The sequence below is a fragment of the Streptomyces sp. CA-181903 genome, assembly GCF_050937075.1.
Taxonomy (GTDB): domain Bacteria; phylum Actinomycetota; class Actinomycetes; order Streptomycetales; family Streptomycetaceae; genus Streptomyces.
Map to the genome: position 1 here is coordinate 5,311,903 of NZ_JBNJLY010000001.1, position 24,058 is coordinate 5,335,960.

Consider the following 24,058-nt stretch of genomic DNA (forward strand, 5'->3'; position numbering starts at 1 on the left):
GACTGAGAGGTAAGTTTTCCGTGACCGTCACTGAACTGGTGTCGTACGAGGACGCGTTGGCGTCCTACGACCCCGTCATGGGCCTGGAGGTCCATGTCGAGCTCGGCACCAAGACCAAGATGTTCTGCGGGTGCTCCACGGAGCTGGGCGCCGACCCGAACTCGCAGACCTGCCCCACCTGCCTCGGCATGCCCGGCGCGCTCCCGGTCGTCAACGCCGTCGGCGTCGAGTCCGCGATCAAGATCGGTCTCGCGCTCAACTGCGAGATCGCCGAGTGGTGCCGCTTCGCCCGGAAGAACTACTTCTATCCGGACATGCCGAAGAACTTCCAGACCTCCCAGTACGACGAGCCCATCGCCTTCAACGGCTACCTGGACGTCCAGCTGGAGGACGGCGAGGTCTTCCGCGTGGAGATCGAGCGCGCCCACATGGAGGAGGACACCGGCAAGTCCACGCACGTGGGCGGCGCCACCGGCCGTATCCACGGCGCGTCCCACTCCCTGCTCGACTACAACCGGGCCGGCATCCCGCTGATCGAGATCGTCACCAAGCCGATCGAGGGCGCGGGCGAGCGGGCCCCCGAGGTCGCCAAGGCGTACGTCGCCGAGCTGCGCGAGCTCATCAAGGCGCTCGGCGTCTCCGAGGCCCGCATGGAGATGGGCCAGATGCGCTGCGACGTCAACCTGTCGCTGCGCCCGAACGGCACCGAGAAGTTCGGCACCCGCTCGGAGACGAAGAACGTCAACTCGCTCCGCAGCGTCGAGCGGGCCGTCCGGTACGAGGTCATGCGGCACGCCGCCGTGTTGTCCTCGGGCGGCACGATCGTCCAGGAGACGCGCCACTTCCACGAGGAGGACGGCTCCACGACGGCCGGCCGCATCAAGGAAGAGGCCGAGGACTACCGCTACTTCCCCGAGCCGGACCTCGTTCCGGTGGCCCCCTCCCGCGAGTGGGTCGAGGAGCTGCGGGCGACCCTGCCCGAGCTGCCGCGCGTGCGCCGCAACCGCCTCCGCGAGGAGTGGGGGATCAGCGAGCACGACATGCAGTCGATCCTCAACGCGGGCGCGGTCGACCTGATCACCGCCACCGTCGAGGCCGGCGCCGACTCCGCCGCCGCCCGCAAGTGGTGGATGGGCGAGCTGGCCCGCCGCGCCAACGAGGGCGGCACCGAGCTGGCCGCCATGCCGATCACCCCGGCCCAGGTGGCCCGGGTGGCCGCGCTGGTCGCGGACGGCTCGCTCAACGACAAGCTGGCCCGCCAGGTCATCGAGGGCGTCCTCGCGGGCGAGGGCGAGCCGGACGTCGTCGTGGAGAAGCGCGGTCTGAAGGTCGTCTCCGACGAGGGCGCGCTCGGCACCGCCGTGGACGAGGCCATCGCGGCCAACGCGGCCATCGCGGACAAGATCCGCGGCGGCAAGGTCGCGGCGGCGGGCGCGCTCGTCGGCGCGGTCATGAAGGCCACGCGGGGCCAGGCGGACGCGGCGCGCGTGCGCGAGCTGATTCTTGAGCGGCTGGGCGTCGAAGGCTGACGCCCGTCTCCGGAATCAGAGGGCCGTTCCCCGGAAGGGGAGCGGCCCTCTTCCGTATCCTCCGGCGATTATTGGCTGACAAGTCGCATTTGGCCGGATTCGCTCGATCGCTTCCCCGCCCGCCGGAACGGTCCGGCATGATCCGGTGCAACGGGCCGGACCACGCGCCCGTACTCCATGGCTGGGGGTAGCAATGCGACGGTTGAGCACTGCGCTGGCCGCGCTCCTGCTGGCGGGCGCCGGGCTGGTGACGGCCACGGGGGCGATCGCGTCCGAGCCCGCGGGCGGCGGCACCACGGACGCGGCGGACTGCCGGGTCGGCTGGGGGAGCCGGCCCAGGAGCCACCCCGATTCCGAGTACCACCCGCTGACCGACATCAGAACCGGCCGCCACCGCTGTTTCGACCGGATGGTCTTCGACGTGCACACCTCGCACGGTCACCCGATCGGGTACCACGTGGGGTACGTCGACAAGCTGTATCAGGACGGTTCCGGGGACGTCGTCACCGTCGCCGGCGGTGCCCTCCTGGAGATCCGGGTGGCCGCGCCGAGCCACGACCCGGAGACCGGCGGCCCCCGCTACCCCGGGCGCGCCGGGCAGCAGCTGCCCGGGGTGGACCTCACCGGTTACCCGGCGTTCCGCGAGGCCCGCTTCGTGGGGAGCTTCGAGGGCGACACGATGGTGGGGCTGGGGCTGAAGGGGCGGCTGCCGTTCCGGGTCTTCCAGACGGGCAACCACGTGGTCGTGGACGTCGCCCATTCATGGCACACGTTCCGGTAGGGACCGCTGTGGCGCGGGCACTTCCGGGTCCTGTGGTGTGACCCACAAAAGGGACAAACGATCTCCCGGAGCTGTCAGAGTGGACGGCCGGAGGCCCGCACACTGTGGCCCGTCCGCCCCTCTCCGTCGAAGCGCTCCGAGCCGCGGCTCCCCCGGCGTGCGCGACGCGACACGACCCCCCGGGAAGCAGGGAATGACCGCACTCGCCCGGTGGTGCCTGCGCCGCCGCCTCGCCGTCGTCGTCCTGTGGCTCGTCGCCCTCGCCGGCACGGCCGGCGCGGCGGCGCTGGCCGGTTCGTCCTACTCCGAGGACTACCGCGTCCCCGGCACCGAGTCCGGCCGCGCCACCGCCCTGCTGGAACGGGACTTCCCCGGCCGCGGCGGCGGCGACACGATCGTCTGGCACACCACGTCCGGCACCGTCCGCTCCGCCGACGTCCGGCAGCGGATGTCCCACACCCTCCGCGAGATCGCCGCCCTGCCCGGCGTCGACTCGGTCGACGGCCCGTACACCGGCTCCGGCGGCCGGATCAGCCCCGACGGCCGGACCGCGTACGCCGATCTGACCTTCCGCGACGCCGACGGCGGCGGCGACCCCGACGCCGGACAGGTGCGGACGGTCGTCACCACCGCGCGGGCGGCGGCCGGGGACGGGCTGGAAGTGGCCCTCGGCGGCAGCTCCATCGGCCTCACCGAGGGCGCCAACGGCCACCTCAGCGAGCTCGTCGGCATCGTAGTCGCGGCCGTCGTCCTCTTCGTCGTCTTCGGTTCGCTCGCGGCCTGCCTGCTGCCCATCGCCACCGCGCTCGTCGGCGTCGGCACGGCCGCCGCGGGCACCGTTCTGCTGGGCCACCTCATGCCGGTCGCCGGCTTCGCGCCCATGCTGGGCACCCTCATCGGCCTCGGCGTGGGCATCGACTACGCCCTGTTCATCGTCACCCGCCACCGCAAGGGCCTGCGCCAGGGGCTGTCCGTCCCGGAAGCGGCCGAACGCGCGGTGGCGACGACCGGACGGGCCGTGGTCTTCGCCGGCGGGACCGTCTGCGCGGCGCTGCTCGGGATGCTCGTCCTCCGGCTGGACTTCCTGATCGGCGTCGCCCTCGCCGCGTCCCTCACCGTCGTCCTCACCGTGGCCGCCTCGCTGACCCTGCTGCCGGCGCTGCTGGGCCTCATGGGCCGGCGGGTGCTGGGCCGCCGCGAGCGGCGCTCGGCACTGCCCGCCGGGCCCGGCCCCGACGCCCCGACCGGCTTGGCCGCCCGCTGGTCGGCGCTGGTCGAACGGCGGCCGAAGCTGCTCGCCGCCGTCGCCGCCGCGGTGATGCTCGTCCTCGCCCTGCCCGCGTTCGCCCTCCACCTGGGCACCTCCGACCAGGGCAACAACCCCGCCTCGTCCACCACCCGGCAGGCGTACGACCTGCTCGCCGACGGCTTCGGCCCCGGCGTCAACGGCCCCCTGACGCTCGTCGCCGAACTCGACGGCGCGGGCGAGCGCCTGGCCTTCGACCGGCTGCCCGCGCGGCTGCGCGGCACGCCGGGCATCGCCTCCGTCGGCCCCGCCGCGCACGGCCGCGGCGGCGCGTCCGGCGTCATCGCCGTCGTCCCCGACAGCTCGCCGCAGTCCCGCGCCACCAGCGACCTCGTCCGCCGGCTGCGCGCCGAGACGCTGCCCCGCGCCACCGAGGGGACGGGTCTGCGGGTCCACGTCGGCGGGCCGACCGCCGCCTACGACGACTTCGCCGCCGTCATCCGCGGCAAACTGCCGCTGTTCGTCGGCACGGTGATCGGCCTCGGCTGCGTCCTGCTGCTCCTCGCGTTCCGCAGCGTCGGCATACCGCTGAAGGCCGCCGCGATGAACATCGCCGCCGTGGCCTCCTCGTTCGGCGTGATCGTCGCCGTCTTCCAGTGGGGCTGGGGCAGCGAACTCCTCGGCCTCGGACGCGCCGGGCCCATCGAGCCGTTCCTGCCCGTGGTCATGATCGCGGTCCTCTTCGGCCTCTCCATGGACTACCAGGTGTTCCTGGTGAGCCGGATGTACGAGGAGTGGCTCGCCACCCGGGACAACCGCCGCGCGGTCCGGGTCGGGCTGGCCGAGACCAGCCGCGTCATCAACTCGGCCGCGATCATCATGATCTCGGTGTTCCTGGCCTTCGTGCTGAGCGGCGACCGGGTGATCGCGATGTTCGGCATCGGGCTGGCGGCGGCCGTCGCGCTGGACGCGTTCGTGCTGCGCACGCTGCTGGTCCCGGCGCTGATGCACCTGCTCGGCGGCGCGAACTGGTGGCTGCCGGGGTGGCTGGAGCGACGGCTGCCGCGCATCAGCATCGAACCGCCGGAGCCGCGGCCGGAGACCGTTTCGCCGGCGTGGGCGGGGGCGCGGCCGGAGCGGGAGGACGTACGTCCGGTGGCGTGACGCCTTCGGGCCTGCCGGACGCCGGCGGCCCGTTACGCCGGGAACCGCTGCTCCGCCGCCGTCCGCTCTGCCGCTGCCCGTTACGCCGCCGTCCGTTACGCCGCCGTCCGTTCCGCCGCGCGCCGGACGGCGGCCTCCGCCAGGGCCCGGATCAGGGGATGGGCGCGCGTACCGTCCCCGGCCAGCTCCGGCTGGAAGAGGGTGCCGAGGAAGAACGGGTGGCCCGGCAGCTCCATGATCCGCGGCCGGCCCTCCTCGTCGGCGCCGCTGAAGCGCAGTCCGTGCGCGCGCAGCACGTCCTCGTAGGCCGGGTCGAGGGCGTACGAGCAGCGGTAGCGCTCGACCGTGCGGTCCGTGCCGAGCAGGCGCGCGGCGAGCGTGCCGGGGACGACCGTGACGGGACCCTCGTGGCCGACGAGGGAGCAGGCGAGTGGGGCGATGAGCGGACCGTCGGCCTCCGGCGCGACCTCCGCGTGCGCGGCGTCGCCGAGCCCGCACACCGAGCGCGCGTACTCCAGCAGCGCGTGCTGGAAACCGCCGCAGGTGCCGAAGAACGGCACGCCGCCCTCGCGCGCGGCGCGGACGGCGGCGATGGCGCCCGCCTCGCTGCGGTACGGGCTGCCGGGCAGCAGCCAGACGGCGTCGAACCCGTCGAGCGCGCCCGGGAGTTCGGCGTCCTCGGTGGGGACCCAGTACGGGTCGACCACGACGCCTTCGTGCCGGGCGAGGGAGGCGAGGAGGCCGGGGACGCGGACGTGGGAGCGGACGGCGGACGAACGGTCGCCGACGAGGGCGAGGCGGGCGGCGGGGGCGCTGTGCGCGGACTGCGGAAGGGTCATGCGGGAATCCTGACGCGCCGTCGTGGTTCAGCGCCAACGATGATCCCTGCACTCCGCATCAGAAATACTGATGCGCATGGACCCGCACCTGCTCCGCACCTTCGTGACCGTCGCCCGCCGCCGGTCGTTCTCGGCGGCGGCCGCCGAGCTCGGCTACACCCAGTCCGCGGTCTCGCAGCACATCGCCGCTCTGGAGGCGGACGTGTCGGCGGTGCTGCTGGGCCGCAGGCCCGTGGTCCCCACGGAGGCCGGCAGGCTGCTCCTCGCCCACGCGGGCCCGCTGTTGCTGCGGCTGGACGCGGCCCGGGCGGACATCGCCCGGCTGGTCGCGGAACCCGTGAGCCGGCTGACCTTGGGGGTCACTCCGCTCGCCCTGACGCCCGAGGTGGCGGACCGCCTCGCCGGGCTGCGGGCCGCGCACCCGCGCTGGGAGGTGACGGTCCGCGTCCTGGACCGGGACGCCGTCCCGGCGGCGGTCTCGGCGGGCGACCTCGACGCCGGCCTCACGGACGGCGTGACGGCCCCCAACGACCCGCTGCGCCACCCGGAAACGGGCCCCTTGACGTCGACCGCGGTCGCGGAACGCCCCCTTCACGTCACCCTCCCCACCACCCACCCCCTCGCCCGCCGCGCGGGCCTGCGCCTCCCCGACCTCGCCGACGCCTGCTGGCTGGACGCCCCCGCCACGGCGGCCCCCCTCGCCCACCTCCGCGCGGCATGCGCCCCCGGCACCTTCCGCGCCCGCCTCCGCTACGAGGGCACCGACGTCCACGGCCTCGCGGTGCTGATCGCCGCGGGGGAGGGGCTGGCCCTGCTGCCGGCGCTGGGCGGACCGGCCGGGGTGGCTCAAGTCCCGCTGTCCGAGCCGCGCTTGGTGCACCGCGTGGAGCTGCTGACGGGCGGGGTGGCGAGCGGCCCGGCGGCGGCCTTGCGGGAGGCGCTGGCCGGCCTTCCGGCGCGTTGAGCCGGCCTCGCCGTCAACCGCCACGATCCCGGGTGAAATCGGGCGCTGGGAGTGCGGGCGCCGGCTGCGGGCTGTCCACGGCCCGTCGCGCGGTCCCGCGCGCCCGTCGGGCGAGGTGCCGCTCCGGACTCCGCGCGAGCCCGCTCAGTGGGCGTCAGGACTGCCCGGCCGCCGGACCGGCTCCAGGAACTCGAGCCGGTTGCCCACCGGGTCCTCGGAGTAGAAGCGCTTGTGGCCCGGCAGGTCGTCGTCCCAGACGACCTGCGCGCCGTGCTCCTCCAGGCGGGCGGCGTACGCCTCGATCCCGGTGACCCGCAACCCCGGGTGGGCCTTCTTCGCGGGCCGGAAGTCCGTCTCGATGCCCAGGTGAAGCTGGACCGGGCCGACCCGGAACCAGCAGCCGCCCCGGGCGGCGAGCACGGGCGGCTTGGGGATCTCGGTCATGCCCAGGACCCCCGCGTAGTACCCGCGCAGCCGGTCCTCGCTGCCGGGCGGGGCGGCGAGCTGCACGTGGTCGACGGCAACGAGCATCGGCTCAGGTCTCCTTCTCGCCGGCGGAAAGGAAGCTGACGGCCCGGGTCACATGCCCGGGGGCGAATGTGAGGTCACCCGTGACATGGAAGGCGTTACCCGTCGACGCCGTCAACCGCTGGCCGTCGATTACGGGACCCGGGCACACGTCGCACGTCCTTCCGCGCGTCAGCCAGTGGTCACCACTCGAACAGGACGGCTCCGTGGCAGCCCTTGAGCCCCTGGCCGCCCTTCTTCCCCTGGTCGCCGCTGTCGCCGTTCTGAGCGCCGATCCGGGTGTCCGAGCCCTGGCCTCCGGAACCGCCGGCTCCGCCATCGGCACCGCGAGCCCCGGCTCCGCCGCACCCGAAGGTGCTGTGGCCTTCCGGCCCCGGCGCTCCCTTGCCTCCCCTGCCGCCCCGGCCTCCGACGTAGGAGTGCCCGCCGAAGCCCTGGTCGCGGCCGGAGCCGCCGGCCCGGCCTTCCTCTCCGTCGTCACCGCCCTTGCCCGCCGTTCCGGCGGTCCGCTTCAGCAGAACGCCTTCGCAGGAGGTCTCGTTCAGGCTGCCGCCCGCGCCACCGGAACCGCCCTTGCCGGGCCGGACCCCGGCCGCTCCCTTGCCGCGGGCACCGCTGCCGATACTGGCGTTCGTCCCGCCCTCGCCGCCGCTCCCGGCGGCACTGGCCTTCCCGCTGCCCCCGGGCCGACCCGACGCCGCCTCGGCCAGCGGCTTCCGCCAGTCGGTGGTCTCGTAAACGCGGGTCGACACGGGCTGAACCGCTGATCTCGCGTCCTGGCCACGGGTACCCGCCGTGCCGTCGGTGCCCCCGCCGAAGACGGTTCCTCCGCCTTTGCCCGCCGTGCCGCCGGAGCCCGCGCCCCCGGGAGTGCCTCCCTGTTCCGGCCGGCTCATGAAGATGACGAAGCGGCGGTCCTTCGGAACGGGCATCAGACACCTGATGAACGCGCCTCCGCCGCCCCCGCCTCCCCCTCCGGTGCCGCCTGCCGCGGCTCCGCCGCCACCTCCGCCACCGCCTCCCTCGCCACCGCCGCCACCACCACCGCCGCCGGACCCTCCGGCCGTATTGCCGCCCGTGCCGCCGGCGCCCCACAGGGAGACGGTGACGGCGTCGACTCCCGTCGGTACGCGGAATCCCGCGTAAGCCGCGGTGATTTCCTTCCTGCCGTGCGGTGCCGCCGCGCGGGCGGGGACGGGGTCGGTGAGATCGCCGGTCAGCAGGCCGGCCAGTACCAGTGCCGGTACCACCCAGGCGGCCCGGTGGGACGTGCGCCGCCGCCGGGTGACGTCTTCGGGCGGGGAGGAAACGCTCGGCATGGTGGACTCCAATACGGGTGGGAATCGAGTGGGGGAGCCGTTTTCGGCCCTGCCGGGCCGACGTCCTGGGGTCATCGGAGGCGGGGGCGCCGCTCGCGAAAGGGCGAGTGGTGAGGTGGGCAACGGTGCGACAGGGCGTTTCCCGGGGCGGACGGGCCGGGCCTCAACGGCGGTTGGGAGCGGCACGTTGCCCGGGGTGGGGTGCCTCGCCGAGGCACCTGAGAGCCATCGGTTGAGAGCTATCGGTGTGATCACCGGGAAGTCAAAACCCCGGACCATCACACCGCCGCCCGCCACTCGTACACCGTGCCCACGGCAGAACGCGAGGGCGAAGCAGGGAGCCGCCGGGGGAGGGCCGGACGGCCGGGGGCGGTCCGGGTGTCACCCCAAACCCGCCCGGCGCACCTGACAAGAGGGAACTTCTCCGGCACCGGGACGCCGGACACCCGATCGGGCGGCCCGGCCCTGTTCCCGGCCTCCACGTCCCCCCTGGGGCGTCATGGCGTTCCGGCCTTGACCGCTTCCCCTACGTGACAGCCCGCCCAACAGCGCCCGTAGTCACGCCGGTTCACCGGCAGCCGTCGGCCGGGCGAGTCCCGCGGGCGCCGGCCGGCTGAACACGGCCGCACTCGTTCCGTAAGGAGCCTGAGAGAGGACCATAAGGCGGTCGGCGCCCGGCACCCGCGAATCTAAGGCCCCCTCGGGCCCCCGATATGAGGCACTCACCCGATGTCCCGCCCCCACCTCAGAGACGAGGCTTTTCCCAGGCCGGGAAAACGAGACCGGCCGCGAAGGACCGGATCACTTGAGGGGTCAGCCATGATCGACAACCTGCTCCACCACTTCCGCCTCGTCGAGTTCGCCCGTGACGCCGCCGACCAGCGGCTGCTGGCCGAGGCCCGGATCGCCGAGCGCCTGGAGGCCGGACAGGCCGGACAGGCCGGCGGGGGAACCGGGAGGCGGGTGAGGACGCACACGCTTCTGCCGCTCGTACCGCGGCAGCGGGGCGTGGCCGGGCGGGCCGGACTGTGATCAATTCGGCCGGGCCGTTGTCAGTGGGCTGTGCCATGCTCGGCGATGTGCAGAAGACCTCCGTCAGCCCCGTGTTCGTCGGCCGGACCGAAGAACTGGGCGTACTCGCCGACGCACTCGCCCGCGCCGCCACGGGCGAGCCGCAGTCCGTGCTCGTGGGCGGCGAGGCGGGCGTCGGCAAGACCCGGCTGATCGACGAGTTCCTGGCCGCGGCCGGCGCGGCGGGGGCCGTCACCGCGCTGGGCGGCTGTGTGGAGATCGGCAGCGACGGGCTGCCGTTCGCACCGGTCTCCACCGCCCTGCGCGGCCTGCACCGGCAGCTCGGGGACGAGCTCGCGCGGGCCGCCGCCGGCCAGGAGGGCGAACTGGCCCGGCTGCTGCCGGAGCTGGGCGAGACCGCGCGGGAGTCGGAGGACGGCCGCGCCCGCCTCTTCGAGCTCACCGCCCGCCTCCTGGAGCGCCTCACCGCGGACCGCACGATCGTCCTCGCCATCGAGGACCTGCACTGGGCCGACCGCTCCACCCGCGAACTCCTCTCCTACCTCTTCCGTTCGCTGCACACCGCGCGGCTCGTCATCGTCGCCACCTACCGCTCGGACGACATCCACCGCCGCCACCCGCTGCGCCCGTTCCTCGCCGAGGCGGACCGCATGCGGGCGCTCGGCCGCGTCGAGCTCTCCCGCTTCACCCGGGACGAGGTGCACGCCCAGCTCACCGGCATCAGCGGCAGCGCGCCCGACCACTTCCTCCTCGACCGGGTCTTCGAACGCTCCGACGGCAACGCCTTCTTCGTCGAGGAACTGGCCGCGTCCATCGCCGGAGGCTGCCGTTCCGGCCTCAGCGACTCACTGCGCGAACTGCTGCTCGTCCGCATCGAGGCGCTGTGCGAGGACGCCCAGCGGGTGATCCGCGTAGCGGCCGAGGGCGGCTCGGCGGTGGAGTACGCGCTGCTGCGCGCGGTCGCCGGGCTCGACGAGGACGCCCTGCTGGAGGCGCTGCGGCAGACCGTCGGGGCCAGCGTCCTCGTCCCCACCTCCGACGGGGACGGCTACCGCTTCCGGCACTCCCTCGTCCGCGAGGCCGTCGCCGACGACCTGCTCCCCGGCGAGCGCTCCCGCCTCCACCGGCGGTACGCCGAGGCGTTGGAGGCCCAGCCCGGCCTCGTCCGCGCGGACGAGCTCCCCGCCCGGCTGGCCGCCCACTGGTACCACGCGCACGAGCCCGCCAAGGCGCTGCCCGCCGTCCTGGAGGCGTCCGTGCACGCCCGCCGGCGCTACGCCTACGCCGAGAAGCTCCGGCTGCTGGAACGCGCGCTGGAGCTGTGGGAGGACGTCCCCGAGGAGGTCCGCGCGGCCCAGCGGCCGATCGACTTCGCCGACGTCTACCCGGCGTGCGGCTGCGACGACGAGGCGCTGCACCACACCGACCTGCTGGCCGAGATCGTCGTCGCCGCCAACCTCTCCGGCGACCAGGAACGGGCGCTGGCCGTCGCCAAGAAGGCGCTGCGCAAGCCGGAGATGGACCCGCTGCGCGGGGCCTGGTTCTGGTTGCAGTGCTCCAAGCTGAAGACCGGCCTCGGGCGGGGCGACGGCCGTCCCGAGCTCGACACCGCGCTCGGACTGGTCGCGGACCGGCCGCCGTCCGCCGTGCACGCGGAGGTGCTGGCCCAGCTCGCCGGCTGGGCCGCGCTGCACGACCCCGGGCCCGAGCTGCGCCCCATGGCGGAACGGGCGGTCGAGATGGCCCGGGCCGTCGGGGCGGAGAGCACGGAGCTGAACGCCCGCCTCACCCTCGCCGGCCACCAGGTCGACACCGGTACCGACGTGGACGGCGGCCTCGCCGAGATGGCCGAGGTCTGCGCGCGCGTCGTCGCCCGGGGCGTCGTCGGCGTCGTCGGCCGCAGCCACATCAATCTGGCCTCCGCGCTCCAGGGCGCGGGGCGTTCGGCGCACGCTGCCGAGGTCGCCCGCGAGGGCATCGCCCTCGCCGACCGCTACTGCCTCGACGACGCCCGGGCCTGGGCGCGCGACAACCTGGCGTCCGCCCTCTTCGTCCTCGGTCACTGGGACGAGGCCGAGCAGGCCGCCTCGGAGGCCCGGCGCGAGGCCCGCGGTGTCAAGCCGGCCGGCTTCGCCGACATCCGGCTCGCCGCCATCGCCCTCGCCCGCGGTGATCTGGAGCGCGCGGAGCGCCTCCTCGTCGCGGGCCGTGAGCGGTTCGGCGACCACGATCCGCAGCCGCAGAGCACCCTGGTCCTCGCGCGGTACGCCATCGGGCTGAGCGCGGCCCGCGGCCGGCACGCCGAGGCCCGGGCCGAGCTGGAGCGGGTGCTGGCGGCCGGGCTGCCGAGGGGCGCCAACCGCTACGTCTGGCCGTTCCTCGCCGCGGCCGCCGCGGCCGAGGCCGACGGCCGGGAGCTGCCGGAGACGGCCGCCGGCCGGGCCGCGACCCTGGCCGGGCTCCGCGCGGCGGCCGAAGGACGGTCCCGGTCGATACCCCTCCGCCGGGCCTTCGGCCTGCTGTTCGACGCCGAACTCGCCCGCGCGGAAGGCGTGTCCGACGCCGGCCGGTGGGAGGCGGCGGTCCGTGCCTTCGAACCGCTGGACCGCCCTTTGGAGTTGGCGCGCGCCCGCCACCGCTGGGCGGAGGCGCTGCTCACGGAGGGCGGCCCGGACGCGGAGCGGGCCGCCGGGCAGCTCGCGCGGGCGCACGCGGAGGCCGTCCGGCTGGGCGCCCGGCCGCTGCGCGAGGCGACCGCGTCGCTCGCCCGCCGCGCCCGGCTGCCCCTCGACGGGGAGGCCGTACCGGACGGCCGGACGCCGGGCGCGGCCGACGGCGCCGGCGCGCCGCCCCGGCTCACGCCGCGCGAGCGCGACGTCCTCCGGCTCGTCACCCTGGGCCGGAGCAACCGCCGGATAGCCGAGGAGCTGTTCATCTCGCCGAAGACGGCCAGTGTGCACGTCTCCAACATCCTGGCGAAGCTGGGCGCCGCGGGGCGCGGCGAGGCGGCGGCGACGGCGCTCCGGCTGGGGTTGTTGGACCTCTCCGCCGCCGGTTCTTCCGCGGCCGGTTCTTCGGCGGCCGGTTCTTCGGCGGCCGGTCCCTCCGGGGTCAGCCCTTCCGCGGCCGGATGACGATTCGGCCGGAGTCGAGGTCGACCGGCCCCCTCCCGGGGTCGGCGTCCCCGACGTCGTCCAGGCACAGTTCGTGCCGGTCGCGCTCCTCCTCGGTGTGCCGGCGTCCCGGGGCGAACAAATCGCTGAGCGCGTCGAACATGACAACTCCCGTCGTCCTTGCGGATTTTCCAGTGTAAGCACACGGTTGTGCGACGCTCCGGACGCGCGGGCCTGTCTTGTCGTTGTACCTACTGGTATGTACAGTCGCGATCATGGACACCTCGGAACGCCTCATCGAGAGCACCCGCGCCCTGCTCTGGGAGCGCGGCTACGTGGGCACCAGCCCCAAGGCCATTCAGCAGCGGGCCGGGGCCGGACAGGGCAGCATGTACCACCACTTCACCGGCAAGCCCGACCTCGCCCTCGCCGCCATCCGCAGGACGGCCGAGGAGACGCGCGCCCTGGCCGAGCGGCAGTTCTCCGGGCCGGGGACGGTGCTGGAGCGGATCTCCGCCTATCTGCTGCGCGAGCGCGAGGTGCTCAAGGGCTGCCCGGTGGGCCGGCTCACCCAGGACCCGGACGTCGTCGCCGACCCGGACCTCCGGCGGCCGGTGGACGAGACCTTCGCCTGGCTCCGCGACCGGCTCGCCGGCCTCCTCGCGGAGGGCCGCGACAGCGGCGAACTGGACGCGGCCCTCGACCCCGCCGCGACGGCGTCGGCGGTCGTCGCCGTCCTCCAGGGCGGCTACGTCCTGGCCCGCGCGGCCGACTCCGACGAACCGTTCCGGGAGGCGGTGCGGGGCGTGCTCGGGCTGCTGGGGGCGCACGCCCGGTGAGCCCGGCGCGCGCTTGAGCCCGCGCCCCCGACCCGCGCCGGGACCCCGCCGGACTCGCGCACCGGAACCACACTTACGCGATCACCACACGATCAGAAAGAGCCACCCCGTGTACGCGATGCAGTACGAGGTCACCCTGCCCGCCGACTACGACATGGGCATCATCCGCCACCGCGTGGCCACTCGCGGTCACGCCCTCGACGACCGCGCGGGCCTCGGGCTCAAGGCGTACCTGATCCGCGAACGCGGTCGCGGCGGCTCGCCGGTCAACCAGTACGCGCCCTTCTACCTCTGGCGGGACAGCGGGGCGATGGCGGAGTTCCTCGTCGGAGGCGGCGGATTCCAGGGCATCGTCGCGGACTTCGGCCGGCCCGCCGTCCGGCAGTGGACGGGCGTCGCCTGCCACTCCGGGCCGGCCCGTGGTGTCGTTCCCCGTGCCGCGTCGCGCCGGCTCGGGCCGCTGCCCCTTTCCGAGGACCCGGGTGCGCTCGCCGCTCTCGTGGCCGAGGAGGCCGGCCGGCTCGCCGAGACCGCCGGGCGCGACGGCGTGCACACGGCGGCGCTCGCCTTCGATCCGTGCCGCTGGGAGTTGATGCGGTTCGTGCTGTGGGAGCACGACGTGCCGGAAGGGGAGGGTGCGGCCGAGCGGTACGAGGTGGCGCACCTGTCGGCGCCTCACCTGGACGATGTCGCCGTCGGACGGCAGTGGTGATCCCGCGGGAATGCGGGCGGCGGGGCATCGCGCTGCATCCGGTATGCGGATGGGAGACATGGTGCGGCGGACCGGGGTCGGCGAACGGCTGCTGCGGTACTACGAGGAGCAGGGGCTGCTGACGCCCGCGCGGCTGTCGAGTGGGTACCGCGTGTACGGCGAGGCCGATGTCGTCACCGTCCGGCGGATCCGGGGGCTGTTGGCGGCCGGGCTCACTACTGCCGTGATCGCTCGGGTGCTGCCGTGCCTTGACGGTGATGGTTCGCGCTTGGTGCCGATATGTCCGGATCTCGTCGCCGAGTTGTGTGGGGAGCGGGCGCGGATCACCTCGGCGATCGACGAGTTGCGGGGTGCGCGGGATGTCCTGGACGCGGTGATCGCGGCCGGGCCGCGGGGGTAGGGAGCCCCGGCCCCGCCCCTTCACCATTTCCTGGGGCTGCGCCCCAGACCCCGAAACCGCGCTCCGCGCGGTTGTCCTCAAGCGCCGGACGGGCTGGGTGTGCGCCGGACGGGCTGAACGCGTCCCTCAGTACCACGACCCCAACGCCCTCGGCAGCTCCCCTATCTCCTCCAAGTCCTTCTCCGAGAGCCGCACTTCCGTCGCCCCCGCGTTCTCCACCGCCCACCGCGCCTTCTTCGTCCCCGGTATCGGTATGACGTGCCGCCCCTGGGCCAGCACCCACGCCAGGGCGATCTGTGCCGCCGTCGCGCCGTGGCGGTCGGCGACGCGGCGGAGGCCGGCGACTATGGGCTGGTTGGCGGCCATCATCTCGGCGGTGAAGCGGGGATGCCGGGCCCGGATGTCCTCCGGTTCGAAGCCCTGGCCGGGGGTGAGGGTGCCGCTGAGGAAGCCGTTGCCCAGGGGCATCGCGGCGAGGAGGCCCACGCCGCGCGAGGCGCACCACGGCGCGAGGGCGTCGAGGGCCTCCCGGGACCAGACCGACAGTTCGGCCTGGACGCAGCTGACGGGGAAGACCTGCTGGACGCGTTCCAACTGCCGGATCGTGGCGTCGTACAGGCCACCGGAGAAACGGCGGCGGGTGCGGGCGCCTATGGCGCACCACCCCAGGGCGCGTACCTTGCCCGCCGCGACGAGGTCGGCCATCGCCCCCCAGGTCTCCTCGACGGGGACCTCGGGGTCGGGCCGGTGGAGCTGGTAGAGGTCTATGACGTCGGTCTGGAGCCGGCGCAGCGAGGCGTCGCAGGCGCGTTTCACATAGCCGGGGCGCCCGTTGGCGACGATGTGCTGTTCGCCGACGAGCAGGCCGCACTTGGTCGACACGAACGCCTCGGAGCGTCGCTCCCGCAACACCCGCCCCAGGAGCAGTTCGTTGGTGAACGGGCCGTACATGTCGGCCGTGTCCAGCAGGCTGGCGCCGGCGTCCAGGGCGGCGTGCACGGTGCGGAGCGCGGTCTCGCCGCTCTGCTGGGAGGCGGTGTAGGCCCAGTGCATGGGCATGCAGCCGAGGCCGATCGCCCCCACTTCGAGCGCCGTGGCACCGATTGTCCTGCGCTCCACCGGCCGTATCCCTCCCGTTCCCTCCTGATCGGCGCGCGTCCAACTTAACCTTTGGCGCCCGTCCGTCCGTCAGCGGGCCGCCGCGGGTCGTCGCATAACCTCGCGGCATGAGCGCAGATCACAGCGGTGCACATGCGTCCACGGCCCGGCCCCTGGCCTGGCTGCCGTTCCGCCCCGAGGAGATCGGGGGGCTGCCCGACGGGCTGGAGTACGCGTACTGGGACGGCGGCGGCGACTACCCGACCGACCCGGCCCGGGTCGCCTTCTACGGGGTCCCCTACGAGATCGACGGCAGGCTGGCCCCGGCCGAGGTGTGCCTCCGCCCGCTGCCCCTGATGCGCGGCGTCCGGGTCGTCCAGGCCCTCACGGCCGGTGTCGACCACCTCAAGTCCGCGCTGTCGCTGCTGCCCTCGGGCGCGGTGCTGTGCAACGCGCGCGGGCTGCACGACGCCAGCACCGCCGAACTGGCCCTCACCCTGACCCTGGCCTCCCTCCGGGACATCCCCGGTTTCGTCCGGGCGCAGGACGCGGGGGAGTGGCGGCAGGGCTTCCGGCCGGCGCTCGCCGACAAGGCGGTCCTCATTGTGGGTTACGGCTCGATCGGGCGTGCCATCGAGGACCGGCTTGCTCCCTTCGAGTGTGCGCGGGTGACGCGCGTCGCGCGCTCACCGCGCCACACGGAGCGCGGTCCCGTGCACCCGGTCACCGCCCTCCCGGACCTCCTGCCGGACGCCGACGTGGTGATCGTCGTGACGCCGCTCACCGACGAGACCCGGGGGCTGTTCGACGCCGGCCTGCTGGCCCGGATGAAGGACGGGGCGCTGCTCGTCAACGTGGCGCGCGGGGCCGTCGTGGACACCGGGGCGCTGGTCGCCGAGCTGGAGGGCGGCCGGCTGCGCGCCGCGCTGGACGTCACCGACCCCGAGCCGCTGCCCCCGGGCCACCCGCTGTGGACCACTCCCAACGCCCTGATCACCCCGCACGTGGGCGGCCCGTCCTCGGCCTTCCGGCCCCGCGCGGAAGCGTTGCTCCGCGGCCAACTGGCCGGATTCGTCCTGGACGAGCCTCTGCGAAACGTCGTAGCCACTGCGCTCTGAAGCCACGTACAGATACCGTCTGGCTGCACTGCGTATCCATAATCCCGTAGCTAGTTACGCTATGTATATGAGCTATGTCCCTGAGTGACCAGTCTGGTGTATCGTCCGGACCGGGGGCTGCGCCGGGCACCGTACGGGCGCAGCGAAGTACCGCACTCAAGGGGGGCGACGGGCGATGCACGGCCAATGGACGATCAACCCGACGCGGCTCACGCACCAGCGGCTCACGTGGCAGCGGTCCATGTCGTCGGCGGGGCCGGAGGCGCTCCGGGCCCCGCTCGGGACGGCGGAGCGGTGACCGCGCAGGGAGCCGCCCTGCCCCGGCACGCCGCCCCGCCGGGGGGCCGGGCGGCCGGCCCGCCGGGGCCTCGGGCGTGGTGTCGCAGCTGCTGCTCGCCCTCGTCTGCGGCGGATACGCCACGGGGGCGGCGTTCGGCTGGGGTTCCCCCGATCTCGCCAAGACCATGGGCGACTTCGGGCTCAGCGGGGCGGCGGTCCTCGCCGCCGTCTCCTGCTTCTGGTACGCGCGCACCCGTACCACCCGCTTCCGTCCCGCGTGGCTGCTCTTCGCGGTCTCCTCGGGCATGGCGGGCTTCGGGAACGCGGTCTGGGGCTGGTACGAGGTCGTGCTGCGGGAGCGCGTCCCCACCACCTCGCCCGCCGACTTCGCGTTCCTCCTGTTCGCGCCGCCCGCCATCATCGGCCTGCTGGTGCTGGCCCGCCGCCCGGTCACCCGGGCCGGCTGGGTCTGCCTGGCGCTGGACTCCTGGCTGATCGGCGGCTCGCTGCTGACGCTCTCCTGGAGCCTGGCCCTCGCCCACACGGCGCACTTCGCCGACGAGACGGTGGCGCACGCCGCGCTGTCCCTGGCGTACCCGCTGCTGGACATCGTGCTGGTCTCCATGGTGCTGGCGCTGCACTTCCGACGCTCCTCCGCCAACCGGTCCGCCGTCAACACCGCGATCGCCGCGCTCGCCCTGACGGTGCTGTGCGACGCCCTGTTCACCTCGCCGCTGCTGCGCGAGAACTACCGCTCCGGCCAGATCCTCGACGCCGGCTGGTTCGCGGGCTACATGCTGATGGCCTACGCCCCCTGGGTGACCCGGCAGCAGGAGAACGCGTCCGGCGCGGCGAGCCGCCAGGCCCAGGCCCAGCCGTCGTCCGGCCGGCCCATCGCCGGCTCCCTCGCCGCCCTCACGCCGTACCTCGCGGCGGCCGTCTGCACCCTGGGCATCCTCTACAACGTCCTGGACGGCCACCACGTCGACCGGGTCGTGCTCTTCACCGGCTGCACGGTCGTCCTGGCCCTGGTCGTCCGGCAGGGCATCATGCTGCTCGACAACATCTCCCTCACGCAGGAACTGGCCCAGACGGAGAACCACTTCCGCTCCCTGGTGCAGGGCTCCAGCGACGTCATCATGATCGCCGCGCCGACCGGCGTCCTGCGCTACGTCAGCCCCGCCGCCGCTGGCGTCTACGGGCGCGCGGCGGAGGACCTGGTCGGCTCCGAGCTCGCCTCCCTGATCCACCCCGAGGACCTGGGCCGGGTCGTCCACGAGGTGCGCCGCTTCCTCGCGGCGCCGCCCGCCGACGAGCCGACCACCCGGATCGAGTGCCGCTTCCGCTCCGGCGACGGCGGCTGGCTGAACGTCGAGTCCACCGTCAAGCGGCACCACGGCGGCCTCATCTTCAACAGCCGTGACGTGACGGAACGGGTGCGCCTCCAGGCCCAGTTGCAGCACACCGCCGAGCACGACCCGCTCACCGACCTGCCCAACCGCTCGCTGTTCACCAAGCGCGTCCAGCAGGCCCTGGCCGGCCGCAGAATGACCGACCCCGGCACGGCCGTGCTCTTCATCGACCTCGACGGCTTCAAGGCCGTCAACGACACCGTCGGCCACCAGGCCGGGGACGAGCTGCTCGTGCAGGCCGCCCGCCGGCTCCAGGAGTCCGTCCGCGCCGGGGACAGCACCGCCCGGTTCGGCGGCGACGAGTTCGCCGCGCTGATCCTCGGCGACGGCACCCGCGACCCGTCGGCCCGCGAGTTCCGCATCCTGGAGATCGCCGACCGGTTGCGGCTCACCCTCTCCGAGCCCTACGTGGTGGAGGGCGGCACCGAGGTCCGGGTGGCCGCCAGCATCGGCGTCGCGTTCGCCGAGCCCGGCATCACCCCCGGCACCCTGATGCGCAACGCCGACCTGGCCATGTACCGGGCCAAGCAGGCCGGGAAGGGCCGCGTCGAGCTGTACGAGCCCCGCCTCCAGGCCGAGGTGGTCCGCCGTGCCGAACGCACCACCCGGTGGCGCACGGCCCTGCACGACGGCGAGTTCGCGCTGCTCCACCAGCCCGTGGTGGAGCTCTCCACCGGGCGCGTCACCGCCGTCGCCGCCCAGGCCCGCTGGCGTTCGCCGCAGGGCATCCTGTTCCCGCCGGAGGAGTTCCTGCCCGGCACCGACCCGGACCGCGGCGACGAGAGCGGGCGCACCGCCGAACTCGGCCGCTGGACGCTGGAGAAGGCCCTCGAACAGGCCGAGCGGCGGCGGGCCGCGGGCCACGCGGTGCCGGTGTACGTCCGGCTGTCCGCCGCCCGCCTGGTCGACCGGGCGCTGCCGGCCAAGCACTTCGAGTCCCTGCTCCTCCGGCACGGCATGCCCGCCGGCGGGCTGGTGCTGGAGCTGACCGGCGTCGACTCCCGCGTCCCCCTGGACGAGCTGGAGCGACGGCTCACCTCGCTGCGCCGGTTCGGGGTGCGCATCGCCCTGGACGGCTTCGGCAGCGGCCACGCGGCGATGAGCGCCCTGCGGCGGCTCCCCGTCGACGTCCTCCGGCTCGACCGGGACCTCGTCGACGGCGTGGCCGATTCCGTACGGCTGCGCAAGATCACCGCAGGGCTGCTGAGGATCGCAGGCGACCTCGGCATGCAGTCCGTGGCCGAGGGCGTGGACGACGCCGAACAGGCCCGCGTGCTGCGCGCCATGGGCTGCACCCACGCCCAGGGCTTGGCCTTCTCCGGGCCGCTCGACGAGCACCGGCTGCGCCAGGCGCTCGTCCGCGGCTCCTTCCCGGTCCCCGGCGGACCCCTGGACGGCGACGGCGGCCCCGCCCCGGGCGGGCCGCTGCCGTCGCCCGTGAACAGGCTGCCGGGTGGCGGGAAGCGGGTGCTCCTCGGCGGGCCGGTGCCCGTCAACGTGTTGTTGCCGTCCGCCATCAGGGCCGGGGGCGCGGGGGCCCTGGCCCATGCTCCATTGCGCTCAAATAGTGAGACGCCCATCCCACCCACTTGACACCTCGCCCGTGACAGGGAGAGGGTCGGTCCCATGCGCACCCGAATTCTCGTACTTGGACAGCGCGTCGGCTGAAGCAGGCCGCGGTACCCCGCCTGCTGACCCACACCGGCGCGCTCCCCTCGCTTGCCTTACGGCACGAGGGGTTTTTTGTTGCACCGATACCTCCACCGAGACTCCACCGTCCGACGGGACCGCGACGAAGCGGTTCCCCAGCAGCAGCTCGCGGCGGCCCGACCGGGGCCGCGGTGGCTCCTAGCCCGTCCGAAGCAGTCCGAAGCAGTCAGAAGCGGCCGACGCAGTCGCATCGGTCCCTCGAAGCGTCCGTCCAGCAGCCGTCCAGCAGTACGAATCTCCGAGAAGAGAAGGTCGATGTCCGAGCAGGCCACCGGAGTCCCCCATCCGCAGCCGCGCACCCGAGGCGGCGCGGCGCAGCAGCAGCCCGCCATCGTCGAGCCCGGCGTCACGGGCGCGCAGTCGCTCATCCGCTCGCTGGAGGAGGTGGGCGCCGACACCGTGTTCGGCATCCCCGGCGGCGCGATCCTCCCGGCCTACGACCCGATGATGGACTCCTCGAAGGTGCGGCACATCCTCGTCCGCCACGAGCAGGGCGCCGGCCACGCCGCCACCGGGTACGCGCAGGCCACCGGCCGGGTCGGGGTCTGCATGGCGACCTCGGGACCGGGTGCCACCAACCTGGTCACCCCCATCGCCGACGCCCACATGGACTCCGTCCCGCTGGTGGCCATCACCGGCCAGGTCTCGTCCAAGTCGATCGGCACGGACGCCTTCCAGGAGGCGGACATCTGCGGCATCACCATGCCGATCACCAAGCACAACTGGCTGGTCACCGACCCCGCTGAGATCCCGCGGACCATCGCCGAGGCGTTCCACGTCGCCTCCACCGGCCGCCCCGGGCCCGTCCTGGTCGACATCGCCAAGGACGCCCTCCAGGCGCGCACCACCTTCGTCTGGCCGCCCCACACCGACCTGCCCGGCTACCGGCCCGTCACCAAGCCGCACGCCAAACAGATCCGCGAGGCCGCCAAGCTGATCACCCAGGCCAGGCGGCCGGTCCTGTACGTCGGCGGCGGGGTGCTCAAGGCGCAAGCCACCGCCGAGCTCAAGGTGTTCGCCGAGCTGACCGGCGCCCCCGTGACCACCACCCTGATGGCGCTCGGCGCCTTCCCCGACAGCCACCCGCAGCACGTCGGCATGCCGGGCATGCACGGCTCGGTCGCCGCCGTCACCGCCCTGCAGAAGGCCGACCTGATCGTCGCGCTGGGCGCCCGCTTCGACGACCGCGTCACCGGGCGGCTGGACTCCTTCGCCCCGCACGCCAAGATCGTCCACGCGGACATCGACCCCGCCGAGATCGGCAAGAACCGCGCCGCGGACGTGCCCATCGTCGGTGACGCTCGGGAGGTGCTGGCCGACCTGATCGTCGCCGTCCAGGCCGAGCACTCCGCCGGGCACACCGGCGACCACACCGCCTGGTGGACCGACATCGACCGGTGGCGCGACTCGTACCCGCTGGGCTACGACCGCCCCGAGGACGGCAGCCTCGCCCCGCAGCAGGTCATCCAGCGCATCGGGAAGCTCGCCCCCGAGGACACCGTCTACACGGCGGGCGTCGGCCAGCACCAGATGTGGGCCGCCCACTTCATCACCTACGAACGGCCCGCCACCTGGCTCAACTCGGGCGGCGCGGGCACCATGGGGTACGCCGTCCCGGCCGCCATGGGCGCCAAGGTCGGCATGCCCGACCGGACGGTGTGGGCGATCGACGGCGACGGCTGCTTCCAGATGACCAATCAGGAACTGGTCACCTGCGCCCTGAACAACATCCCGATCAAGGTCGCCGTCATCAACAACGGCTCCCTCGGCATGGTCCGCCAGTGGCAGGCCCTGTTCTACAACGAGCGCTACTCCAACACCGTGCTGCACTCCGGCCCCGAGGCCGACGGCAAGCAGCCCTGCTCCGGCACCCGCGTCCCGGACTTCGTCAAGCTCGCCGAGGCCATGGGCTGCGTGGGCCTGCGCTGCGAGGACCCGGCCGACCTGGACGCCGTCATCGCCCAGGCCAACGCCATCAACGACCGGCCGGTGGTCGTGGACTTCATCGTCCACCAGGACGCCATGGTCTGGCCGATGGTCGAGGCCGGCACGTCCAACGACCGGATCCTCGCCGCCCGCGGGGTCCGCCCCGACTTCGGCGACGTCGTCGACGACTGACACCAGGAGAGAGAAGACCGACCATGACCAAGCACACGCTCTCCGTCCTGGTGGAGAACACCCCCGGCATCCTGGCCCGGATCGCCGCCCTGTTCTCCCGCCGCGGCTTCAACATCGACTCGCTCGCCGTCGGCGTCACCGAGCACCCGGACATCTCCCGCGTCACCATCGTCGTCAACGTCGAGTCGCTGCCGCTGGAGCAGGTCACCAAGCAGCTCAACAAGCTCGTCAGCGTGCTGAAGATCGTCGAGCTGGAGGACTCCGGCGCCGTCAAGCGGCAGCTCGTCCTGGTGAAGGTGCGCGCCGACAACGAGACCCGCTCCCAGATCACCGAGATCGTCCAGCTGTTCCGCGCCAAGACGGTCGACGTCTCCCCGGAGGCCATCACCGTCGAGGCCACCGGCGGCAGTGACAAGCTCAACGCCATGCTCAAGATGCTGGAGCCGTTCGGCATCAAGGAGCTGGTGCAGTCCGGCACCATCGCCATCGGCCGCGGCGCCCGCTCGATCACCGACCGCAGCCTGCGCGCCCTGGACCGCTCGGCCTGACCCCTCTCGCGCCCCTCTTGCCGGGTCCCGGATGGCGGGACCCGGCGACATCCCGCCTTCCCGCCGTCATACGGTGGGACGCAACACCTCGCATTCAAGGAGAAACCACACGTGGCTGCCGAGCTGTTCTACGACAACGACGCCGACCTGTCCATCATCCAGCGCCGCAAGGTCGCGGTCCTCGGCTACGGCAGCCAGGGCCACGCCCACGCGCTGTCGCTGCGTGACTCGGGCGTCGACGTCCGCGTGGGTCTGCACGAGGGCTCCAAGTCCCGGCAGAAGGCCGAGGAGCAGGGCCTCCGCGTGGTCACCCCCGCCGAGGCGGCGGCCGAGGCCGACGTCATCATGATGCTCGTCCCGGACCCGGTCCAGGCCGAGGTCTACGAGCAGTCCGTCAAGGAGCACCTGAAGGACGGCGACGCGCTGTTCTTCGGCCACGGCTTCAACATCCGCTTCGGCTTCATCAAGCCCCCGGCCGGCGTCGACGTCTGCATGGTCGCCCCCAAGGGCCCCGGCCACCTGGTGCGCCGTCAGTACGAGGAGGGCCGCGGCGTCCCGTGCATCGCGGCCGTCGAGCAGGACGCCTCCGGCAAGGCGTTCGAGCTCGCCCTCTCCTACGCCAAGGCCATCGGCGGCACCCGCGCCGGCGTCATCAAGACCACCTTCACCGAGGAGACCGAGACCGATCTCTTCGGCGAGCAGGCCGTGCTCTGCGGCGGCGCCTCCGCCCTGGTCAAGGCGGGCTTCGAGACCCTCGTCGAGGCCGGCTACCAGCCCGAGATCGCGTACTTCGAGTGCCTCCACGAGCTGAAGCTGATCGTGGACCTGATGTACGAGGGCGGCCTGGAGAAGATGCGCTGGTCCGTCTCCGAGACCGCCGAGTGGGGCGACTACGTCACCGGCCCGCGCATCGTCACCGACCAGACGCGCGCCGAGATGAAGAAGGTCCTCGCCGAGATCCAGGACGGCACCTTCGCCGAGAACTGGATGAAGGAGTACAAGTCCGGCCTGCCGAAGTACAACGAGTACAAGAAGGCGGACGAGGACCACCTGCTGGCGACCACCGGCCAGAAGCTGCGCAAGCTGATGAGCTGGGTCGACGACGAGGCGTGATCCTTTAGCGATCCGGGTCCGGTGGGGCCGCTTCCGGGCGGCCCCACCGGACCCTTCCCGCCGCTCCCGGCCCGCTTGTCCACAGTGGCCGGTTCCTCCCGGGTGATCCTTGCGAATCGGAGCAGAACACCGGCCCGTCCGCCGATACACTTCTCCGCAACAAAGCGCGTCAGGCTCACAGCGTCGTGCGTCTCCA

The 24,058-nt window shown here is 73.4% G+C and carries 19 protein-coding genes; 14 read left to right on the plus strand and 5 right to left on the minus strand.

Annotation, left to right across the window (positions count from 1 at the left end; all coding sequences use genetic code 11):
- Nucleotides 1-20 precede the first annotated feature (20 nt).
- From gatB to ACQEVS_RS23815, 3 genes are all read left to right on the plus strand, one after another.
- Nucleotides 21-1,529, plus strand: a complete 1,509-nt coding sequence (gene gatB, locus ACQEVS_RS23805; RefSeq protein WP_433023506.1) for an Asp-tRNA(Asn)/Glu-tRNA(Gln) amidotransferase subunit GatB — start codon at nucleotides 21-23, stop codon at nucleotides 1,527-1,529.
- A gap of 193 nt (nucleotides 1,530-1,722) precedes the next feature.
- Complete coding sequence (locus tag ACQEVS_RS23810) at nucleotides 1,723-2,310, plus strand: AMIN-like domain-containing (lipo)protein (RefSeq protein WP_433023508.1); 588 nt, start codon at nucleotides 1,723-1,725, stop codon at nucleotides 2,308-2,310.
- A gap of 193 nt (nucleotides 2,311-2,503) precedes the next feature.
- Entirely contained in the window at nucleotides 2,504-4,720 is a 2,217-nt protein-coding gene (locus ACQEVS_RS23815) for an MMPL family transporter (RefSeq protein WP_433023510.1), read from the plus strand.
- A gap of 95 nt (nucleotides 4,721-4,815) precedes the next feature.
- On the opposite strand, the gene ACQEVS_RS23820 is transcribed toward ACQEVS_RS23815, so the two are convergent.
- Nucleotides 4,816-5,559 (minus strand): CTP synthase C-terminal region-related (seleno)protein, encoded by a 744-nt coding sequence (locus ACQEVS_RS23820; RefSeq protein ID WP_433023512.1) that lies wholly within the window; start codon nucleotides 5,557-5,559, stop codon nucleotides 4,816-4,818.
- A 76-nt stretch (nucleotides 5,560-5,635) separates the two neighbouring features.
- Between ACQEVS_RS23820 and ACQEVS_RS23825 the strand changes: the two genes are divergently transcribed.
- The gene (locus tag ACQEVS_RS23825) at nucleotides 5,636-6,523 is read left to right on the plus strand and encodes a LysR family transcriptional regulator (protein ID WP_433023514.1); all 888 of its coding nucleotides are present in this window, start codon (nucleotides 5,636-5,638) and stop codon (nucleotides 6,521-6,523) included.
- Between the two features lie 144 nt (nucleotides 6,524-6,667).
- On the opposite strand, the gene ACQEVS_RS23830 is transcribed toward ACQEVS_RS23825, so the two are convergent.
- Both ACQEVS_RS23830 and ACQEVS_RS23835 read right to left on the minus strand, forming a co-directional pair.
- Nucleotides 6,668-7,054, minus strand: coding sequence for a VOC family protein (locus ACQEVS_RS23830; RefSeq protein ID WP_433023516.1), 387 nt, complete (start codon nucleotides 7,052-7,054; stop codon nucleotides 6,668-6,670).
- A gap of 179 nt (nucleotides 7,055-7,233) precedes the next feature.
- Nucleotides 7,234-8,370 (minus strand): hypothetical protein, encoded by a 1,137-nt coding sequence (locus tag ACQEVS_RS23835; RefSeq protein WP_433023518.1) that lies wholly within the window; start codon nucleotides 8,368-8,370, stop codon nucleotides 7,234-7,236.
- An 819-nt stretch (nucleotides 8,371-9,189) separates the two neighbouring features.
- Between ACQEVS_RS23835 and ACQEVS_RS23840 the strand changes: the two genes are divergently transcribed.
- Entirely contained in the window at nucleotides 9,190-9,402 is a 213-nt protein-coding gene (locus ACQEVS_RS23840) for a hypothetical protein (protein WP_433023520.1), read from the plus strand.
- Between the two features lie 35 nt (nucleotides 9,403-9,437).
- On the plus strand, nucleotides 9,438-12,536 hold the full coding sequence (locus ACQEVS_RS23845) for a helix-turn-helix transcriptional regulator (protein WP_433023522.1): 3,099 nt from the start codon (nucleotides 9,438-9,440) through the stop codon (nucleotides 12,534-12,536).
- Here ACQEVS_RS23845 and ACQEVS_RS23850 read toward each other — a convergent pair.
- Nucleotides 12,514-12,678: a DUF6191 domain-containing protein gene (locus tag ACQEVS_RS23850; RefSeq protein ID WP_433023524.1), complete on the minus strand. Its 165-nt coding sequence runs from the start codon at nucleotides 12,676-12,678 to the stop codon at nucleotides 12,514-12,516. The genes ACQEVS_RS23845 and ACQEVS_RS23850 overlap by 23 nt on opposite strands.
- A gap of 112 nt (nucleotides 12,679-12,790) precedes the next feature.
- Here ACQEVS_RS23850 and ACQEVS_RS23855 point away from each other — a divergent pair, with 112 nt between their 5' ends.
- The 3 genes from ACQEVS_RS23855 (at nucleotide 12,791) to ACQEVS_RS23865 (ending at nucleotide 14,466) form a co-directional block, all read left to right on the plus strand.
- A complete protein-coding gene (locus ACQEVS_RS23855; protein WP_433023526.1) occupies nucleotides 12,791-13,354 on the plus strand; it encodes a TetR/AcrR family transcriptional regulator in 564 nt (187 codons plus the stop codon).
- Nucleotides 13,355-13,463: 109 nt separating this feature from the next.
- The gene (locus ACQEVS_RS23860; protein WP_433023529.1) at nucleotides 13,464-14,066 is read left to right on the plus strand and encodes a DUF4865 family protein; all 603 of its coding nucleotides are present in this window, start codon (nucleotides 13,464-13,466) and stop codon (nucleotides 14,064-14,066) included.
- Between the two features lie 43 nt (nucleotides 14,067-14,109).
- Nucleotides 14,110-14,466, plus strand: coding sequence for a MerR family transcriptional regulator (locus ACQEVS_RS23865; protein ID WP_433023531.1), 357 nt, complete (start codon nucleotides 14,110-14,112; stop codon nucleotides 14,464-14,466).
- A gap of 126 nt (nucleotides 14,467-14,592) precedes the next feature.
- Here the strand turns inward: ACQEVS_RS23865 and ACQEVS_RS23870 are convergent, their stop codons facing one another.
- Nucleotides 14,593-15,585, minus strand: coding sequence for an aldo/keto reductase (locus ACQEVS_RS23870; RefSeq protein WP_433023533.1), 993 nt, complete (start codon nucleotides 15,583-15,585; stop codon nucleotides 14,593-14,595).
- A gap of 107 nt (nucleotides 15,586-15,692) precedes the next feature.
- Between ACQEVS_RS23870 and ACQEVS_RS23875 the strand changes: the two genes are divergently transcribed.
- From ACQEVS_RS23875 to ilvC, 5 genes are all read left to right on the plus strand, one after another.
- Entirely contained in the window at nucleotides 15,693-16,682 is a 990-nt protein-coding gene (locus tag ACQEVS_RS23875; RefSeq protein ID WP_433023535.1) for a 2-hydroxyacid dehydrogenase, read from the plus strand.
- A 374-nt stretch (nucleotides 16,683-17,056) separates the two neighbouring features.
- On the plus strand, nucleotides 17,057-19,966 hold the full coding sequence (locus ACQEVS_RS23880) for a putative bifunctional diguanylate cyclase/phosphodiesterase (RefSeq protein WP_433023537.1): 2,910 nt from the start codon (nucleotides 17,057-17,059) through the stop codon (nucleotides 19,964-19,966).
- 372 nt (nucleotides 19,967-20,338) lie between these two features.
- On the plus strand, nucleotides 20,339-22,201 hold the full coding sequence (locus ACQEVS_RS23885) for an acetolactate synthase large subunit (RefSeq protein WP_433023539.1): 1,863 nt from the start codon (nucleotides 20,339-20,341) through the stop codon (nucleotides 22,199-22,201).
- A gap of 23 nt (nucleotides 22,202-22,224) precedes the next feature.
- Nucleotides 22,225-22,749, plus strand: a complete 525-nt coding sequence (gene ilvN, locus ACQEVS_RS23890) for an acetolactate synthase small subunit (protein ID WP_433023541.1) — start codon at nucleotides 22,225-22,227, stop codon at nucleotides 22,747-22,749.
- Between the two features lie 111 nt (nucleotides 22,750-22,860).
- Complete coding sequence (ilvC, locus tag ACQEVS_RS23895; RefSeq protein ID WP_433023542.1) at nucleotides 22,861-23,862, plus strand: ketol-acid reductoisomerase; 1,002 nt, start codon at nucleotides 22,861-22,863, stop codon at nucleotides 23,860-23,862.
- The last annotated feature ends 196 nt before the right edge of the window (nucleotides 23,863-24,058 follow it).

Excerpts from the sequence above, each read along its gene's own strand:
- ACQEVS_RS23845 (WP_433023522.1), top strand. The coding sequence starts at position 9,438 with ATGCTCGGCGATGTGCAGAAGACCTCCGTCAGCCCCGTGTTCGTCGGC.
- ACQEVS_RS23825 (WP_433023514.1), top strand. The coding sequence starts at position 5,636 with ATGGACCCGCACCTGCTCCGCACCTTCGTGACCGTCGCCCGCCGCCGG.
- ACQEVS_RS23875 (WP_433023535.1), top strand. The coding sequence starts at position 15,693 with ATGAGCGCAGATCACAGCGGTGCACATGCGTCCACGGCCCGGCCCCTG.
- ACQEVS_RS23885 (WP_433023539.1), top strand. The coding sequence starts at position 20,339 with ATGTCCGAGCAGGCCACCGGAGTCCCCCATCCGCAGCCGCGCACCCGA.
- ACQEVS_RS23815 (WP_433023510.1), top strand. The coding sequence starts at position 2,504 with ATGACCGCACTCGCCCGGTGGTGCCTGCGCCGCCGCCTCGCCGTCGTC.
- ACQEVS_RS23810 (WP_433023508.1), top strand. The coding sequence starts at position 1,723 with ATGCGACGGTTGAGCACTGCGCTGGCCGCGCTCCTGCTGGCGGGCGCC.
- ACQEVS_RS23850 (WP_433023524.1), bottom strand. The coding sequence starts at position 12,678 with ATGTTCGACGCGCTCAGCGATTTGTTCGCCCCGGGACGCCGGCACACC.
- ACQEVS_RS23840 (WP_433023520.1), top strand. The coding sequence starts at position 9,190 with ATGATCGACAACCTGCTCCACCACTTCCGCCTCGTCGAGTTCGCCCGT.
- ACQEVS_RS23820 (WP_433023512.1), bottom strand. The coding sequence starts at position 5,559 with ATGACCCTTCCGCAGTCCGCGCACAGCGCCCCCGCCGCCCGCCTCGCC.
- ACQEVS_RS23865 (WP_433023531.1), top strand. The coding sequence starts at position 14,110 with ATGCGGATGGGAGACATGGTGCGGCGGACCGGGGTCGGCGAACGGCTG.
- ilvN (WP_433023541.1), top strand. The coding sequence starts at position 22,225 with ATGACCAAGCACACGCTCTCCGTCCTGGTGGAGAACACCCCCGGCATC.
- ACQEVS_RS23830 (WP_433023516.1), bottom strand. The coding sequence starts at position 7,054 with ATGCTCGTTGCCGTCGACCACGTGCAGCTCGCCGCCCCGCCCGGCAGC.
- ACQEVS_RS23835 (WP_433023518.1), bottom strand. The coding sequence starts at position 8,370 with ATGCCGAGCGTTTCCTCCCCGCCCGAAGACGTCACCCGGCGGCGGCGC.
- ACQEVS_RS23855 (WP_433023526.1), top strand. The coding sequence starts at position 12,791 with ATGGACACCTCGGAACGCCTCATCGAGAGCACCCGCGCCCTGCTCTGG.